This window comes from Bacillus cereus group sp. Sample62 (assembly GCF_036851315.1).
Taxonomy (GTDB): domain Bacteria; phylum Bacillota; class Bacilli; order Bacillales; family Bacillaceae_G; genus Bacillus_A; species Bacillus_A wiedmannii.
Window position 1 is genome coordinate 3396247 of record NZ_JAFLPK010000001.1, and the last position, 17999, is coordinate 3414245.

Consider the following 17999-nt stretch of genomic DNA (forward strand, 5'->3'; position numbering starts at 1 on the left):
ATCTCATTTCATTTATAGTAAAAAGTGCTCTATACTATAAAATGTAGACAAACTATGCAATGTACTTTGTCCAACAAAATTCCGCACATACGAGAGGAGCTTACTACACTATGCGTTATGTTATCGTAACAGGAACTTCACAAGGTTTAGGTGAGGCAATCGCCGCGCAATTGTTAGAAGAAAACACGAGTATCATCTCTATTTCTAGAAGAGAAAATAAAGAACTTACGAAACTCGCAGAACAATATAACAGCAATTGTGTTTTCCACTCCTTAGATCTTCAAGATGTACATAATTTAGAAATGAACTTTAACGAAATCATTTCATCTATTCAAGAAGACACTGTATCCTCTATTCATTTAATTAATAATGCGGGTACAGTTGCTCCTATGAAGCCAATTGAAAAAGCAGAAAGTGAACAATTCATTACGAACGTTCACATTAATTTACTTGCACCTATGATTCTTACATCTACTTTCATGAAACATACGAAAGAATGGAAAGTAGATAAACGCGTTATTAACATTTCATCTGGTGCAGGAAAAAATCCTTATTTCGGATGGGGTGCTTATTGTACAACGAAAGCAGGTGTAAATATGTTTACACAGTGCGTAGCGACTGAAGAGGTGGAAAAAGAATACCCAGTAAAAATCGTCGCTTTCGCACCTGGTGTTGTTGATACAAATATGCAAGCGCAAATTCGTGAAACAAATAAAGAAGACTTCATAAATTTAGACCGCTTCATCGCACTAAAAGAAGAAGGAAAACTACTGTCACCTGAATACGTTGCGAAAGCAATTCGTAGCTTACTAGAAACCGAAGACTTCCCTCAAGGCGAGGTTATTAGAATTGATGAATAACAAAAAGGCACGCTATAATAGCGTGCCTTTTCATTTTATTTCTCTAAAAATATAAGTACAGACTCCGCAATTTGTTCATAACCAATTTCTTGATAAATTTTATTAGACGTAGGGTTCGCTAGATCAGTATATAACGTAGTCGTCTTATATCCTTCATCTAACATACGTTGACTAAGTGCAGCGACACAACTAGATGCGTACCCTTTTTTTCGCGCTTCTTTCGGTGTATATACGAAATTAACTGTTATATTATTTGTAGTCGGTCTCGTTTTTGCAGCTACAGATACAAGCTGCCCATCTACATCTAAACCAAATAGCCGACGGTTCGTAATTAATGTATGAGCGGTTTGTTTCGCTTCTTCTTTCGTAGTAGGAAGCCTTACATCTTCGCAAAATTGATAAATCCACTGTTCTATTAATGGTAGCTCATCACTACCTATTTCTCGAAAAGCCCCATCCTCGGTCCACTTCTTCTTAACTTGGTGTAATGCATACACACCTTGTTCCATTACAACATTCGTTTTCTTATTTTCTAACACAGCAATCTCTTCCGCTAATTTCTGTACAATTTTCTTATTACCAATCAATCCAGGAACATTCGAATATACTTTCGTTAATTTTTTTGCAAGTTCCACGATATCCTCTTCCGCAATTTCAGACGTAGCAACAATGATTTGTTTCTTTTCTTCTGTTTGAAGAAATACAGCTACAATTTCTTCCTCTTGTTTTGCTACCCCCATAAATATCGGTTGTTGGACCATTTGCAATACACCTAATATGAGATTATTTTCCTGCTCATTCTTTTCTAAAAATGGTGTAACCTCTTCTTTAAAATTAAGAATCTCTTCATATACATGTAATTGAATCATCGACAATCTCTTCCCTCTATTTATAGTTTCATTAAGTATTGGCGATTAATTCATTAAATCCCTCTTTTACGATTCAATACTATGCGAAGTTAACATATTCAAATCAGTTTCAGCTTGTAAAATTCTCTGTTTTTCTTTTTCAAATACCTCTTCTTCTTTTTGAAATGACTCTTTTCGATTTTTAATCATACGCTCCATTTCTTTTTTACTCGGTCCACCGTATACATTTCTTTTTTGAATAAATGCTTCTGGCGATACAATTTCTTCCCACTCTTTTTCTAACAAATGTACTTTAAATTTTTCTTGTAAGTATATATTTACATCTTTGAAATGTAATTCATGTAGCTCCTTTTTCTGCTCCAATGACATTTTCGCAATAACACTCGCTGCATGATGCGCATGCCGAAATGGAATGCTATAGTTTTTTGTTAAAACATCTGCGAAATCAGTTATCGTAATTGCATGTTTATAAGAACGACTCTTCAACGTTTCTTCTTCTACTTTCATCGTTCGAATAACTGCATTCATAATACAAAAAACACGAATGGTCTTTTCAATTCCTTTATATAAATACGGCTGCAGGTCATCTTCCGTATCGACAATATCACCAAATGGTGTATTATGAATCATTTGAAATACTGTAAATGCTTCTCCTAAAGCACTACTCGTAATCGCACGGGCGTGTTCAATGGAAACTGGATTTCGCTTTTGCGGCATAATGCTACTTATTTGTACATATGGCTTCGCAACAGTAATACCATCATATTCTTTCGTCGCTAATAGTAAGAAATCATGAATCCATCTGCTCGTATTCGTCATAATTACCATCAGTAACGAGCTAACTTCTAATAAATAATCCGCTCCAGCAACAGCATCATATGAGTTCTCAATTACATTTGTAAACCCAAGTAAATTGGCAACTCGCTCTCGTTTAATTGGGAAACTTGTTGTAGAAAGAGCGGCGGCTCCCATTGGAGACTGATTTAAAAGTTTGTACGTTCGTTTCATTCGTTCTAAATCTCTCTGCATCGTATCATAAATCGCTAACGTATAATGACCAAATGTTGTGGGCTGCGCTGGTTGTGTATGTGTATAAGCTGGCATAATCGTTTCTTTATGATCAGCAGCAAGTTGTAGTATACTTTCTTGCAATAACAAATGATGCTCCATTAATCGTAGTACATATCGCCTTAAACTCATACGATACATCGTTACCCCCATATCATTTCTACTTCTACCAATATGCATATTACTTACAAAATCGCATTTCGCTTCTTGAGAAATTAAATGTTCGACTAGAAAAAAGAGATCTTCATGCTGCTCTGTATATAGCAATTGATCTTTTGGAATTCCCTCTATCTTTTTTAGTGCGTGTAATATAACTTTAGCTTCTTCCTTTTTCATTAAATTTTCTTCAGTCAGCATTGTAATATGTGCTTTATGCACTTGAAACATATCTTTTAATAAGTAATTTCGTTGAAAATGAAATACATGTTGTAATACACAATCCACATATGTTTTCCCAGGGAAATCAGCGCCTTCATTCTTTATAAATTCTTCTTTACTCTGTTTCATCACCTTTTCCCCTTTCACCTAAGTATTACTACCCATCATACCCAGAGAGAGTAAAAAAGTGCTTGTATATAAAAATAAACTCGGTGCTCTCTGCACCGAGTTTACTTAATAAAAGTCGCATCATACTTATCACTTTGCAACACTTGGAAATGTAAGTTTGCTAAATGTTTCCGTATTTCTGCACTGTCGTCTTCATTTAAATCATTTGCTAAGAACACTATTTCTGTACAGTTCCCGCGTTTATCCATCGCATAAACTGCTTTTGTAACTGTCCATGGCGTATAACCATTCTTTTGCCCTGCATGTCTAAATGTTTTACGGTATTTCTTAGCACTCATATCTGTTTCAACGATATTAGCCCACACTTTTTCTTCCGCGTCTGTTAGGCCACCTTTATGATTTGCCTTTTGAAGCAGTACCATATAATCGTTTGCAGAAGCTGCTGGTAATCGATCTGACCAAATTTTATCGTAACGTTCCTCTAAATAAAGAGGTATTTCCTTCTGTAATAATGGCCCCTTCTTTTTTAAGCGTTCATGAATAATCATCGCATATTCACGATATTGCTCTTGAGACATTTCTTTTAACTTTTTCTCAATTTTATATTTCGGTACATGTAGTTCTTTATGCAAATATCCAGGGATGTATAAAGATGAAACAATCGGAAATAGCGGCTGATGTGCTGGAAGCGATAAACTTTGTAAGTTACGATTAATATTATCTAATCCTAACACTTCCATTAAATATTCCGCATTCGCATTCGAACTAAACTTAACCATTCCTTTTGCCACTTCTTCTAAAGAAACTGCACCTTCTGTTACCTTGTCTTTCTTTTGCAAGTACCTTTGCCATCTATCTTGTGCACCGCCATCTGTATTCGGCACATAATAACGATTTATATCATTAATGGAAACGAAACTAGACGGATCAATTTTCCCTTCCGTAACTTGTTTCGTATATTCAAGCGCCACAATTAACTTCATCGTACTAGCAACTGGCAATACAACATTTGGATTTACAGAATAAACAACTTTATCATTTCTCTTCACGAGAAGCGCACTATTTTTTTCATCTTTATGTTCTTCAATAAAGGATGCGATATACTGTGCATCATCATTATTTGAACTCCACACTTTTTTCACTAAAAAATTACCCGATATTAGCAAAACGAAAATACCCACAATCACTGCGCATACTATAGTTTTTTTCAAGTAAAATTCCTCTCCTATTGTATAACTCTTCTCAATCTATCTATCTCTTACAAACAAAATAATGGAGACGATTATTTTAGTAATCATCTCCATTATTTTAACTTGTATTCTCCTATTATGTCTACGTCATAATTTTCACGAAGTCTTCGAGAAATTTTTTATAATGTAATGACCAACCAATTCGCACCCAATTCTTTAAGGATTTTGCATCAGGTTGTGGGCGGAAATCAGCAATACTTTCTCCCTTTGCAATCCCCACTGTATCTACATCGACACGACGGTACACATAATCCAAAATAGACGGATTCGCCGCTACCATCATTGTAACAACGTCATGTACTGGGCTACCTGTTATTTTCGGATTTAACTTTTTATACGCTTTATAATAATACGTAAATATCGGTTCAATTAATTTATTAAAATTCGTTTTAGAGTGTTTCGTAATATATTTCACCATTTCTTGCGTAATAATTGCTTCAGATGTAACGTTAAGTGGCACTAATGTCACATTCTTGGCATTTTGCATAACTAATTGTGACGCAATCGGATCACCATGAAAATTCGCCTCTGCGACTGGTGTCACATTGCCGGGCATTAAAAAAGCACCGCCCATTATATAATATTCTTTCACATACTTCATCATCGGCTTTTCTAAAATAAATGCTGTCGCTAGTGTCGTTGACCTACCAGCATCAACAATGATTAATTCTCCTTTATACTTTTCAAGAATATCAAAAAAAGCACAAAAAGGTTTTATATTTGGCGAAAAAGCTTTTGGTGGTTTAATTGGCCCTAATCCATCTGCCCCATGAATTTCTGGATAATACGTTGTTACATCTCCGGATAAAGGGATCTTTGCACCATTTATAACAGGTATATCTTCCCGCCCCGCCATTTGCAGCAAATATGCTGCATTACTCGTCGCCTTTTCTTGTGTTACATTTCCATATCCGGTTACAACACCAACAATATCAATATCAGGATGCATAATTCCATACATGATGGCTAAAGAGTCATCAATTCCTGGGTCTCCCAAAAATAACACTTTTTTCATCGACCTCAACTCCATCCCCTCAATTGTTATTAATTTATGAATAACCTTACATATACAGAATAAAAAAGAATAAATTCACACAAAAAAACGTAGTCCTCTATAAGGACTACGTTCTTCCTCTAACCTATACTGTTCTTCTTCACAGCACTCATACTTCCAATAATATAAGCGATAAACGCAAAACAAATTGGGAAGACAACTGTATGTATACCGAACGGATTTGGATAGAAAAGATGAATACACATATATGAGCCTACCCCAACAAAAATAGAGGCAAGCGCTCCTGTTGCATTTCCTTTTCTCCAATATAACCCTAATACGATTGGCCAAATAAATGCTGCTTCTAATCCACCGAAAGAAAATAAATTTAACCATATTAAAAAATCTGGTGGTTTAATTGCTGCTGCATAAACGAGCAGCCCTACGATACCAGTAATCCACAAACTTCCTTTTCTAATCGTACTGTCTGCTGCATCTTTATTTATGTAATTTACGTATATGTCTTTAATAATTGATGAACTTACAAGTAACAATAACGAGTTTACTGTAGACATAATTGCTGCCATTGGCGCAGCTAAGAAAACACCGGCTAACCAAGGTGGCAACACTTCCATCGCGAGTAGCGGCATGACTTTATCCGGTACTGTTATACCCGGAAGTACGACTCGCGCAAATACACCTGTTAAATGCATACCAATCATAATTGTACCTACAACAACCGTTCCAATTATTAACGCTTGGTGCATAGCTTTTGAATTTTTATAAGACATGGCACGCACGCTAATTTGCGGTAAACCAACAACACCAATTCCAATTAAAATCCAAAATGATGTCACATATGATTTCGTTAAACTACCATCCGCTCCGAATGGTGTAATTAAATTTGGATTGATTTGAATAAGTTCCTGCATAATCTTTTCAATTCCACCACCAGCAATGACAGTAGCAATTAAAATGATTGTCGTTCCAACTAACATAATGATTCCTAATAACGTATCTGATAAAGCAACTGCACGAAATCCACCAATTAATACGTACACAAGTACAGAAAAAGTAAATAAAAATAGTGCTGTTGTATAAGATAAACCCGTTAGTGATTCAATTAATCGGCCACCGCCGACCCATTGAGCTACTGTTGCTGAAAATAAGAAGATAATAATACATAACGCTGAAAGTATAACAACTGCTTTATTATTGTATCTTCCCTTTAAATAATCGATAAGAGTAATGGCTTCCATCTTCCTAGCGATAATTGCAAACTTTTTACCGATAACCGTTAAAACGATATACCCTGTTACAACTTGAATCGCAGATAATAATACCCATCCGAGGCCCATATTGTACGCAATACCTGGACCACCAATAAAGCTACTAGCACTACCGTACGTAGCAATCATTGTCATCGCTAATAATAAACCGCCAAGTTCACGCCCACCAAGAAAATATTCTTGTAAAAATTTATTATTAGCAGTCGCTTGTACGCGTCTTGAAGCATATACACCAATTAAAAACACAACGATAAATGAAATTATCATTGGAATGATTACATACCAATTCATCTATTATTCCTCACTTTTTTCTTCCTCATCGAGTGAAATATCTTGAAATACAAAACGAACAACTAAACTAAGTAAAATAACCATAACGACAAACCCAACGATACAGCTATAAAAAAACCATGCTGGAAAACCGAATACATATGTATATTCACTTGGATTTTTACTACCAAGCCCATAAGCAAATCCGTACCATATTATAAAATTAATAATAGCAAGTCCAAGACCAATTAACGCTTCTCTATGGGCGATTCGAAAGCGTGGATCATCATGATAATCCTTCATTTTTCTCCCTCCTCTCACGATGTATTATTGTACCATTGTTCTTCTAGTTTTTCCTACTAGAAAGCAAAAACAAGCAGGATTTTTTATAATCATATAGAAGACCCTCTTACATTACATATTTTTTACAATTGTAACACAAATGAAATTTGAATTTTCAGCATTTGTTAATTATGATTTAAATTAGAGGCTTTCCATCTAGTTCCCACATCCTTGATTTCGGAATAAACGCCGTCTCGTACTGCGTTTACATTATACTTTCAAGGGGGTTATACAATGAGTCAACTAGCTGTAAATCTTCATGAAAAGGTAGAAAAGTTTCTTCAAGGTACAAAAAAGTTATATGTGAATGGATCTTTCATTGAAAGCGCTTCCGGTAAAACATTTAAAACACCTAACCCAGCAACCGGCGAAACACTTGCCGTCGTTTCTGAGGCTGGTCGAGAAGATATTCATAAAGCTGTCGTTGCAGCTCGCATGGCTTTTGACGAAGGTCCTTGGTCTCGCATGAGCACTGCTGAGCGAAGCCGTCTTATGTACAAGTTAGCTGATTTAATGGAAGAACATAAAGAAGAGCTTGCACAGCTCGAAACATTAGATAACGGAAAGCCAATCCGTGAAACAATGGCAGCAGACATACCACTTGCAATTGAGCATATGCGCTATTATGCTGGCTGGGCTACGAAAATCGTTGGTCAAACAATTCCTGTTTCCGGTAATTACTTTAACTATACACGCCATGAGGCTGTTGGTGTCGTCGGTCAAATTATTCCTTGGAACTTCCCACTTCTTATGGCAATGTGGAAAATGGGAGCAGCGCTTGCTACAGGATGTACAATCGTTTTAAAACCTGCAGAGCAAACGCCACTATCCGCTCTATACTTAGCTGAATTAATTGAAGAAGCTGGATTCCCGAAAGGTGTTATTAATATTGTTCCTGGATTCGGTGAATCAGCTGGACAAGCTCTTGTTAATCATCCACTCGTTGATAAAATTGCATTTACTGGTTCTACTCCAGTCGGTAAACAAATTATGCGACAAGCATCTGAATCATTAAAACGCGTTACACTTGAGTTAGGCGGTAAATCACCAAATATCATCTTGCCAGATGCTGATTTATCTCGCGCGATTCCTGGTGCACTTTCTGGTGTTATGTTTAACCAAGGACAAGTATGCTCTGCTGGATCACGCTTATTTGTTCCGAAGAAAATGTATGATAATGTCATGGCTGATCTCGTCCTCTATTCTAAAAAACTAAATCAAGGTGTCGGTCTTAACCCTGAAACAACAATCGGTCCTCTCGTTTCTGAAGAACAACAAAAACGTGTAATGGGCTACATTGAAAAAGGGATTGAAGAAGGCGCTGAAGTACTTTGCGGAGGAAGCAATCCATTCGATCAAGGCTACTTCGTTTCTCCTACAGTATTCGCTGACGTAAATGACGAAATGACGATCGCAAAAGAAGAAATTTTCGGTCCAGTTATTTCTGCAATACCTTTTAACGATATTGATGAAGTAATTGAACGTGCAAATAAATCACAGTTCGGCTTAGCGGCTGGTGTGTGGACAGAAAATGTTAAAACAGCACACTATGTTGCAAGTAAAGTACGTGCTGGTACAGTATGGGTAAACTGTTATAACGTCTTTGATGCAGCATCTCCATTCGGAGGATTTAAACAATCTGGTCTTGGCCGTGAAATGGGATCTTACGCATTAAATAACTATACAGAAGTGAAGAGCGTTTGGCTCAACTTAAATTAACGAAAAAAGAACCTGGCCTATCCGGTCAGGTTCTTTTCATTATGTATTCCTTTAAACTTGTAGTCCTCCGCTCACATTCAATACTTCTCCTGTAATATAGGATGCGTATTCTGACGCTAAAAAGGCCGCTGCGTTCGCAATATCTTCTGGCGTTCCAATTCTACCAACCGGAATCGCGCCAACCATCTTTTCTTTCACTTTATCTGGTATCGTTTTTGTCATATCTGTATCCATAAACCCTGGACAAATAGCATTACAAGTAATACCAAAGCTTCCAACTTCTTTCGCCGCTGTTTTCGTTAAACCTACAACTCCTGCCTTTGTAGCAGCATAATTCGCTTGACCTATGTTTCCTTCCCTACTAATTGAAGATATATTAATAATACGTCCATACCCTTGTTGTCTCATGTAAAGAAGCGCTGGCTGCATACAATAAAAAACACCTGTTAAATTTACTTGCAGTACTTGTTCCCATGCAGGTTTCTCCATTTTATGTAACATTGCATCTCGTGTAATTCCTGCATTATTTACTAAAATGTGCAGTGTACCAAATGTTTGGACAGCGTATTCAATTAAGGACTTCGCATCATTTTGATTACTCACATCACAACGATACTGCTTCACTTCATATCCTTCATCTGATAATTCACGTGTCGTTTTTTGTAGCTTCTCTTCATTTACATCGCTAATTAATACTTTAGCCCCTAGTTTTGCATAAACCCTTGCAATCTCTTTTCCAATTCCCTGCGCAGCACCTGTTACAACTGCTGTTTTTCCATTTAACAAGTCCATCCCTATCCCCCATTTCTATTAGCTATACTGTATATTTCGGCTCTATGCTTTCCAAATCCTCTTTGTATAAAAAAGTCTATTTGTGTCAAACTAACTTTGCAACGTCGCATAAAACACAAGGAGATTGTGTCGAATGAACAAAAAAAATTTCAAGCAAAACAAAGCTGCTGATGGCATTGATGTTGAGTTCTCTCGTGAACTCGCTGACCACAATGACTTAGAAGCAAACGCACGTGCAAATGCCGCTGATGCACGTCAAAAACGCCAGTCAACAGAAAAATAAGGAACGCACAGCCTTATTCTTTTCAACAGGGACCTACTACCCAACAAAATAAACCGAGAGATATCTCTCGGTTTATTTTCTATATTTTTTTATATAATGTGCCAAAGTAAGTAGCGGATATATATAGGCATAGCTATGATAACGAATATAAAACCCACCTGGCAAACCTGTTCCGGTAGGATATTTTTCATTCACATAAGGATTCGCAAGCAAATATGAAATACCTTTTCGAATAGTTGGTGTTTCTTTATCGTGGTAAGAAATGAGAGCATCTAACGCCCATGCTGTTTGGGATGGTGTACTAAATGGTAAAGTAACGAACCTTTTTTCCACACTACTGTGGCACGATTCCCCCCACCCCCCATCTTCATGCTGTATATGTTCCAACCATAAAGCTGCTCGTTTCATTGATGGATTGCTAGATGGAATTCCGAGTGACCGTAAACCAGTCATAACAGCCCACGTACCATATATATAACAAATCCCCCATTTCCCATACCATGATCCATTTTCCTCTTGCACATTCATTAACCAATTTATCGCACTTTGTTTTTGTTTCTCAGGCAATTCATTTTGCGCGTATGTCCCGAAAAGCTCTAACACTCTTCCTGTAATATCTGGTGTAGAGGGATCTGTAATCATATCGCTTGCATTTTCGATTGGTAAATTTGCTAATAAATTGCTCGTCACACCTTTTTCAAACGCTCCCCAGCCACCATCATTATTTTGTAATCCTTTAACCCAATTAACCCCTTTCTTCCAAGCATTATCTACATTTTCGGTCCCTCTACTTCTTGCCAACGCTCTTAGCACAGCTGTTGTATCATCGACATCCGGAATTGTCGTATTCACATCCGAAAAACCCCAACCGCCTGGAGTCAGCGCCGGAGCATGTACGCTCCAATCAGATTTTTTTGTATGCTGTTTTTTTAATACATACGCTGCTGCATGTTGAATCATCTTATTATCTTTCGAAGCGTGGGCCTCTTGTAACGTATAGCAGAGTAAAGCCGTATCCCATACAGTTGAAGGAGAGTTTTGCAAATGACTCCCTCTTTCCATCTTCCATATATAAGATGTTATCCCTGCTATAGCTTTTTGAATCATCGATGATTGAAGAGAATGTCCTAACGCGAGTAAAGCATAAATCATATAAAATGAGGCAGTTGCGTAACTATATAACGTTCCATTTTCATCAATACGCTCTTTCATAAAACGTTCGACTTCCTCATATCCTTTATGGTGTAAAGAAAGTGGATACGATATTATTTGTTTTACATCACTTAATAACGTTTGAAACAACGGAGACCGCTCCTCCCGAAACCATTCCCCTCCCCCGCCTGCGATATGATTTAAATTTGGCAGTAACTTTTTTCCTACTCGAAATCTTTTATTTAAACAAACCATCATCGGAATTAAATGGATACGTGCTGAGCTACTCAATTCAAATATACTGAGGGGTGAATCATTTTGCAGAAACATAATCGGTGTTGGCAAATGAAAAAGCGAAGGGTATTCATATTCTCCATGAATTGCTAATAAAAACTTCGTCATAAAATGAGCACGCGCCACGCCTCCACGTTCCTTAATAAACATTTCGGCTCGCCTCATATTCGCATCTTCTTTTGTATATTTTTTTGAAGCTAGTAAGGCAGCATAAGATTGAATTGTAGCAGATAAATTGCCACCCACTTCATCTTCATACAATTTCCATGTTCCTTCATTCGTTTGAAGTGATGCTAATCTTTTTACAAACGGTTCTATCTCTTTATCTCTACCTAATAATTTTAATAAAAAAATCATATGGCAATCTGTTAATGGTGCTCCTTCAAAACAAAACTTCCACGTACCATCTTGCCGTTGCATCGTTTGAAGCGCAGTTGTTCTTCTCGCTATTTCTTCATGCACTTTTTCATATAATAACAAGTTACTCACCCACCCTTTCGAAATCCGTATAACGATATTCAAAAAGGTAGCTAAATATGTATGAAAACAAAGAAAAACAGAACATATAAAATGTTCTGCTCATAAGCAATATCCTACTCCGACAATAATCCCTACTAAAGCACCGACCACTACTTCATACGGTGTATGCCCGACAAGTTCATTTAACTTCTTATATTCTGTTTGTCTACCGTGAAAGAACTCATTCAATATTTTCGCTTGTTTACTAACTGCAAGTCTTACTCCTGAAGCATCATACATCACAATTATTGCAAAGATAGCAGCAATAGCAAATAAGGTACTTTCCACACCTTCCACAACGCCAACACCTGTCGCAAGTGCTGTAACAGTTGAAGCATGAGAACTCGGCATCCCACCTGAAGCGAAAAACTTTGCAAAATCAAATTCACCCGTTTTGAATAATTTAAAGACTACTTTCGTTAATTGTGCTAGAAACCATGAAATTACAGCGGCCATAAGCGGATCATTATGTAAAATTGTTTCCACGTTCTCAGCTCCCTACTGACTATAATGGAAATCTATATAGTATCAGTATAAAGAAAAATGCGTAGAAAATACTACGCATTATGATACTTTTGCTGATTTATTTTTTATAAATTTCGGTTGTTTCTGCACTAAAAACTTTGTTTTCGCTATTGAAAACACAAATAATGCAACCCATATACAGAAAAATGCCATCATATGAGTAGATGTGAAATGTTCACCAAATACGAATACACCTAAAATTAAACTAATCGTTGGTGCAATATATTGTAAAAATCCTACCATATAGAGCGGAATAAGTTGTGCTCCTTTTGCAAAATAAAAAAGTGGTAAAGCTGTAACAATGCCTGCTCCTATTAATAGTAACGTCGATAACATGGAAATAGATCCAAATGAACCGAATCCATGCGCTCCTGTCATAACGAGATAGATAATCGCAAACGGCGTCACTAACATCGTTTCCATCGTAAGACCAATTGTCGCATCATAGTTTAACAATTTTTTTGTTAATCCGTATAATCCAAATGAAAAGGCAAGTGATAAAGAAACCCACGGAATAGATCCAAAACGGACTGTTAAAATGATAACCCCTATTCCAGCTAAACCAACTGCAACATATTGCCAAAAGTTTAACTTTTCCTTTAAAACGACTGTACCAAGTAAAATACTAATAAGCGGATTAATATAATATCCAAGACTTGCTTCAATGACATGATTATGATTAACCGCCCATATGTAGACAAACCAGTTTCCGCTAATCAAGACTGAAGCTATTGTTAATGACATTAATAATTTAGGTCGTTTAAAAAGATTCACGAACTCCCCAATAAACTGACGAAACCTCTTCGTAACACCTAACACAAGTAACATAAAAACGAACGCCCAAACGATGCGGTGTGCTAATATTTCATCTGCTGGAACTTCCTCAACCCATTTCCAATAGATTGGTAGGATTCCCCACATCGTATAAGCACCAGCCGCATATATAATCCCTTTTTTTTGCTGTGCTGATTGACTCCCCATCTTCCCTTTTCTCCTCTTCTCGTTTTTCTCCATTATACGGTCCCGCATGCTCACTTTACCAATAATCAATCTGCAATTCTTTCGACATTTCTCATACAGTAAAAAGTAAACATACTGTTATAACGACAAGTAACGGTATACCGAAAACAAATTTCTTTTTATGTGTTTTATGGTGAAACATATACATACCAATCCAAGCACCAACTGCGCCTCCAGCTACCGCTGATAAAAACAACGTACTTTCTGGCGTTCTCCACTGTTTCTTCTTCGCTTTTCGTTTATCAAGCCCCATAAGGCTAAAAGCTATAACGTTAATAATAATAAAATAAATCCATTTCATTGCTTTCTCTCCCTATGAAAAATTCGCTTAATGGTAACATGAAAAAACGATGGAAACAACTAAAGAATACTTTTTATTAATTAGTTACCTTTATATTTAAATAACCAACTAAACTCGCAGTTAAAGCAATTAAATAGAAAGATATTATGAGCAGAATCTTATATTGCATTCCCTTCATCCACTACCATATCATCGAAAAAGTTTCTCTCAATCTCTTTTTCATCAAAATGCAGAACTACAATTAGTCCTACATATAAAGAAACGAAATTTAGAAACCATTCCCCACTATCATCTTTCTTAGCTAAACATTTAAATATCTCTTGAAATTGCATACGTTCATCTGCAGCAATAACCGGGCGCACACCAAAATATTTCAATACGAAATGTAGGTTCAGCTGCACGGATAATGATAAAATATATTTTAATAGCTCCTTATACTCCGCACTATCTTTTTGACTATACAACTTCACAAGCTTTTGATGTAAAGTAGAAATCGATAATTCTTCGTCAGTCACTTTAGTTGCTTCTATCGTTTCAATCATCTTTTTCATATCCATTACATTCACCCCTTCTGCAAAAAAACAAAAGCCAAAGCGTATTTATTTTATATTCAGCAATAATTGAGTATTTCTCATCTCTCTTTCTTCTTCACTAACTAAGTCATACTTCTTTAAAAGATGAAAGATATCATTTAAAATTTCCTGTGAATGATTACCTTGCAAAAATCCCTTCAATCCTGTAAAAATCTCTTTAGGCAAAAAACTCTTTTGACTTTCAAGCTTATTCATTACATCTTCCATAGAATGATCGATATTACACGCCATACTAAACTTCCCCCTCTATCCTCTATAAATAATATCCTCCGCTAACGATGTAAACACTTCTCCTACAAGAGAATCTTCATCATATACAGATGAACCGTTATTTTCTTCTCGTTTTGCAAAAGGTATTTGTGCAATCACTTCTGTTTGCAATTGTTCTGCAAGCATTTCGCCGCCACCTTTTCCGAAGAGATAATTTTTCGATCCATCTTGCTCTTCATAATAAGCCATATTTTCTACAATACCTAAAATCTCGTGTTTCGTATGTTTTGCCATAACACCTACTCTAGATGCTACGAATGAAGCTACGTTGTGTGGTGTTGTAACGATAATTTCTTGCGCCTGCGGGATCATTGCTGCAACATCAATAGCTACATCTCCTGTGCCGGGTGGTAAATCAAGAAGTAAATAATCTAATTCTCCCCAGTGCGTATTCGCAAGGAAATTTTGAATCCATTTATTTAACATCGGTCCGCGCCACATAACTGGGTTATTTCCTTCTGTAAAAAATCCCATCGACATAATTTTAACATCGTGACTAACAACTGGAATTGCCGTTTGATCGATCATCGTCGGTTTTTGATTCGTTTCCATCATAGCTGGAATACTAAAACCATATATATCCGCATCTAATATCCCCACTTTTTTGCCCATACGAGCTAAAGCAGTTGCAAGGTTAATTGTCACCGTTGATTTTCCAACTCCACCTTTACCGCTCGTTACAGTAATAAATCGTACCCCTGAATCACAGTGAAGCATGCTCGGCATACCAGTTTCTGTTCTACTATTTTTCTTTAATTTCTCTGTTAGCGCAGCTCGTTCTTCTTGTGTCATAGAACCAAATGTCAAATCTACTTTAGATGCACCAATTGCCTGAAGAGACTCTTCCACATCTTGTTGAATTTTTGCCTTTAATGGACAACCTTGAATCGTTAGCACTACTTCAAGTTTAACCTCTGTTCCATTCATTTGTATATTTCTAACCATATTTAATTCTACAATACTTTTGTGTAACTCCGGATCCTCTACATGTTTTAATGCGTTCATTATTTGTTCTTGAGTAATCATAGAACTCATCCCTTCTCGTATTCGAATTTATATACAACATCTTCTTGGCGAAAAAGCTTATTATCCCCCACTAACGGGCGGGATTAATGCGACTATATCTCCGGCTTTTATCATCTCTTCATCCGTTACAAATTCTTCATTAACAGCCACCATCACTCTATCAAGTGATTGTAAGCAATAGCTTGCTTTGAGCCATTCTTTTAATTGTTGCACTGTCATCTCTTGTTTTTCTAAAATTACGAATCGATCCGATCCGACTTCCTCACGTAAATTTGCGAACAATAAAATTGTAATCATCTTCTCATTCTTCCTTCTTCGGTTTTCCTTCCGGATATGCCGTATTTTCAAGTTGATCTCCAATCCACATCGTCCCATCTTCCCAAAATTCCTTTTTCCAAATTGGGACGATTTGTTTTATACGTTCAATCACGTATTCATTCGCTTCATACGCTACTTTACGATGCGGTGATGAAACTGCAATAACGACCGCAATATCCATGATTTCTAGCCGCCCTACTCGGTGCATAATTGCTACTTTTGCGTCCGGCCATTTCCCGTTAATTTCTTCTCCAATTTTCGTAAGTTGTTTTACTGCCATCGGTTTATATGCTTCATACTCTAAATGTAACGTTCGTTTTCCTTTCGTTAATTCTCTCACCGTACCAATAAATGTTGTAATTGCACCTGCTTCTCTTCTTACGACTTTATTCGTTACTTCTTCAACTACAATCGGTATATCTACAATCTCAAATAGCGCTTGTCCCATTAGAAACACCTCTCACTTTATAAAATGCCCAAGGCCATTCACTACCTTCGTTATCTTCCAGCAAGAGAACATCTACGAACATATCTTTTTTATAACCTCTTGTACCACCTGGAAGTACAATAAATATATTTGTCTCTGCTAGAGAAGAAACGGAGCTAGATTTATCAAACCCTGACGGATAAGCAATTAATTGCCCTTCGTTATATGTCAGTTTTGCTCGTACAAATCTTGTAAATGGATTTGGTTTTAGAAAATCTTCTCCTAATAACGCTTTTTCTCTTTTTACATGTGCTTTTTCACTAAACATATACGTCCGAATACATGGTCTTACAAATAATTCAAATCCTACGTAACAAGCAGATGGATTTCCTGATAAACCAAATAATAACTTGCCATTTAATTGCGCTACAGTCGTAACACTTCCTGGCCGCATTGCAACTTTATTGAAAAGAACCGATGCACCTAACTTTTCGTAAATAGCTGGTAAATAATCATAATCCCCTACTGATACACCGCCTGTTGTAATGAGCATATCCACTTGGCTTAACGCTTCTTTTACAGCTGTGAAACATGTATGAAAATCATCGCTAAACTTTCCAAAATATTTTACTCTTCCGCCCGCTCTTCGAATTTGAGACAATATCATATACGTATTACTATTTCGGATTTTCCCTGGCTGTAATGAATCATTTACATCCAGTAATTCACTACCAGTCGCTAACAATCCAATTACAGGCTTTCTTGCCACTGGTACCTCACTATATCCGAACGTAGCAAGAAGAGCCGAAATACCTGGATGAATGTATGATCCTTTTTTTGCAAGAACCGTTCCTTTACGAGCATCTTCACCTTGAAAAGAAATATTGTCACCCGTTTTGAATGATCGCTTCACTTCCATATAATTGTTGCCAGCTTCCTCATATTGACGAGCCAGCTCTAACATAACAACCGCATCACACCCATTCGGAATTTGTGCTCCCGTCATAATTCGAACTGCTTGAAACGGACCTACTTTCTCGTGGGATATTGATCCCGCACCAATTTCACCAACTACTTCAAACACAATTGGCGTTTCATAACTTGCTACATTCGTATCTTCTGCTCTAATAGCAAATCCGTCATACGGTGAACGATTGAATGAAGGTACGTCATGGTCAGCTATTAAATCCTCCGCTAATATACGTCCGTAAGCTAATTCAATAGGTAGTAGCTCCTTTAATCCCTCATTAGCAAATCCCATTACTTTACGAACAGCTTCTTCAACCGTAATTGGCACTCTTCTTTCCATTA

Annotated in this window: 20 protein-coding genes; 3 read left to right on the plus strand and 17 right to left on the minus strand. The window is 36.8% G+C overall.

The genetic code is table 11. The annotated features are described in order from the left end of the window. The first annotated feature begins 110 nt into the window (after window positions 1-110). Complete coding sequence (locus tag J0835_RS17220; protein ID WP_087981453.1) at window positions 111-860, plus strand: (S)-benzoin forming benzil reductase; 750 nt, start codon at window positions 111-113, stop codon at window positions 858-860. A 35-nt stretch (window positions 861-895) separates the two neighbouring features. Here J0835_RS17220 and J0835_RS17225 read toward each other — a convergent pair whose 3' ends face one another. From J0835_RS17225 to J0835_RS17250, 6 genes are all read right to left on the minus strand, one after another. Next, entirely contained in the window at window positions 896-1729 is an 834-nt protein-coding gene (locus tag J0835_RS17225; protein ID WP_087981454.1) for a GNAT family N-acetyltransferase, read from the minus strand. A 66-nt stretch (window positions 1730-1795) separates the two neighbouring features. Continuing rightward, the gene (gene argH, locus J0835_RS17230; protein ID WP_140386850.1) at window positions 1796-3322 is read right to left on the minus strand and encodes an argininosuccinate lyase; all 1527 of its coding nucleotides are present in this window, start codon (window positions 3320-3322) and stop codon (window positions 1796-1798) included. A gap of 83 nt (window positions 3323-3405) precedes the next feature. Next, a complete protein-coding gene (locus J0835_RS17235; RefSeq protein WP_087981456.1) occupies window positions 3406-4515 on the minus strand; it encodes a serine hydrolase in 1110 nt (369 codons plus the stop codon). 121 nt (window positions 4516-4636) lie between these two features. Next, window positions 4637-5569, minus strand: coding sequence for a nucleoside hydrolase (locus J0835_RS17240; RefSeq protein ID WP_087981457.1), 933 nt, complete (start codon window positions 5567-5569; stop codon window positions 4637-4639). A gap of 119 nt (window positions 5570-5688) precedes the next feature. Then, a complete protein-coding gene (panF, locus tag J0835_RS17245; protein ID WP_087981458.1) occupies window positions 5689-7128 on the minus strand; it encodes a sodium/pantothenate symporter in 1440 nt (479 codons plus the stop codon). A 3-nt stretch (window positions 7129-7131) separates the two neighbouring features. Further along, window positions 7132-7410, minus strand: a complete 279-nt coding sequence (locus J0835_RS17250; protein ID WP_000656242.1) for a YhdT family protein — start codon at window positions 7408-7410, stop codon at window positions 7132-7134. 273 nt (window positions 7411-7683) lie between these two features. Between J0835_RS17250 and dhaS the strand changes: the two genes are divergently transcribed. Next, window positions 7684-9168: an aldehyde dehydrogenase DhaS gene (gene dhaS, locus J0835_RS17255; protein WP_000080285.1), complete on the plus strand. Its 1485-nt coding sequence runs from the start codon at window positions 7684-7686 to the stop codon at window positions 9166-9168. 51 nt (window positions 9169-9219) lie between these two features. Here dhaS and fabG read toward each other — a convergent pair whose 3' ends face one another. After that, window positions 9220-9960: a 3-oxoacyl-ACP reductase FabG gene (fabG, locus tag J0835_RS17260; protein ID WP_087981459.1), complete on the minus strand. Its 741-nt coding sequence runs from the start codon at window positions 9958-9960 to the stop codon at window positions 9220-9222. A 133-nt stretch (window positions 9961-10093) separates the two neighbouring features. Here fabG and J0835_RS17265 point away from each other — a divergent pair, with 133 nt between their 5' ends. Next, a complete protein-coding gene (locus tag J0835_RS17265) occupies window positions 10094-10243 on the plus strand; it encodes a YfhD family protein (protein ID WP_001035806.1) in 150 nt (49 codons plus the stop codon). 72 nt (window positions 10244-10315) lie between these two features. Here the strand turns inward: J0835_RS17265 and J0835_RS17270 are convergent, their stop codons facing one another. The 10 genes from J0835_RS17270 to moeA form a co-directional block, all read right to left on the minus strand. Beyond that, window positions 10316-12169: a terpene cyclase/mutase family protein gene (locus J0835_RS17270; protein WP_087981460.1), complete on the minus strand. Its 1854-nt coding sequence runs from the start codon at window positions 12167-12169 to the stop codon at window positions 10316-10318. Between the two features lie 99 nt (window positions 12170-12268). Next, window positions 12269-12694 carry a divergent PAP2 family protein gene (locus tag J0835_RS17275; protein WP_000447816.1) on the minus strand — a complete coding sequence of 142 codons (426 nt, stop codon included), beginning with the start codon at window positions 12692-12694 and terminating at the stop codon, window positions 12269-12271. A gap of 78 nt (window positions 12695-12772) precedes the next feature. Then, window positions 12773-13714, minus strand: coding sequence for an EamA family transporter RarD (gene rarD / locus J0835_RS17280; RefSeq protein ID WP_087981461.1), 942 nt, complete (start codon window positions 13712-13714; stop codon window positions 12773-12775). Between the two features lie 91 nt (window positions 13715-13805). After that, window positions 13806-14054 carry a DUF1294 domain-containing protein gene (locus tag J0835_RS17285; RefSeq protein WP_087981462.1) on the minus strand — a complete coding sequence of 83 codons (249 nt, stop codon included), beginning with the start codon at window positions 14052-14054 and terminating at the stop codon, window positions 13806-13808. Between the two features lie 158 nt (window positions 14055-14212). After that, complete coding sequence (locus J0835_RS17290) at window positions 14213-14611, minus strand: hypothetical protein (protein WP_087981463.1); 399 nt, start codon at window positions 14609-14611, stop codon at window positions 14213-14215. Between the two features lie 42 nt (window positions 14612-14653). Next, window positions 14654-14878, minus strand: coding sequence for a group-specific protein (locus J0835_RS17295; protein WP_087981464.1), 225 nt, complete (start codon window positions 14876-14878; stop codon window positions 14654-14656). Window positions 14879-14893: 15 nt separating this feature from the next. Further along, entirely contained in the window at window positions 14894-15943 is a 1050-nt protein-coding gene (locus tag J0835_RS17300) for a P-loop NTPase (RefSeq protein ID WP_087981465.1), read from the minus strand. A gap of 60 nt (window positions 15944-16003) precedes the next feature. Next, window positions 16004-16240, minus strand: a complete 237-nt coding sequence (gene moaD / locus J0835_RS17305; RefSeq protein ID WP_087981466.1) for a molybdopterin converting factor subunit 1 — start codon at window positions 16238-16240, stop codon at window positions 16004-16006. Between the two features lie 4 nt (window positions 16241-16244). Then, the gene (gene moaE / locus J0835_RS17310; RefSeq protein WP_087981467.1) at window positions 16245-16709 is read right to left on the minus strand and encodes a molybdopterin synthase catalytic subunit MoaE; all 465 of its coding nucleotides are present in this window, start codon (window positions 16707-16709) and stop codon (window positions 16245-16247) included. Beyond that, window positions 16690-17997: a molybdopterin molybdotransferase MoeA gene (gene moeA, locus J0835_RS17315; protein WP_087981468.1), complete on the minus strand. Its 1308-nt coding sequence runs from the start codon at window positions 17995-17997 to the stop codon at window positions 16690-16692. Before moeA ends, moaE begins: the two co-directional genes overlap by 20 nt. Window positions 17998-17999: the final 2 nt, after the last annotated feature.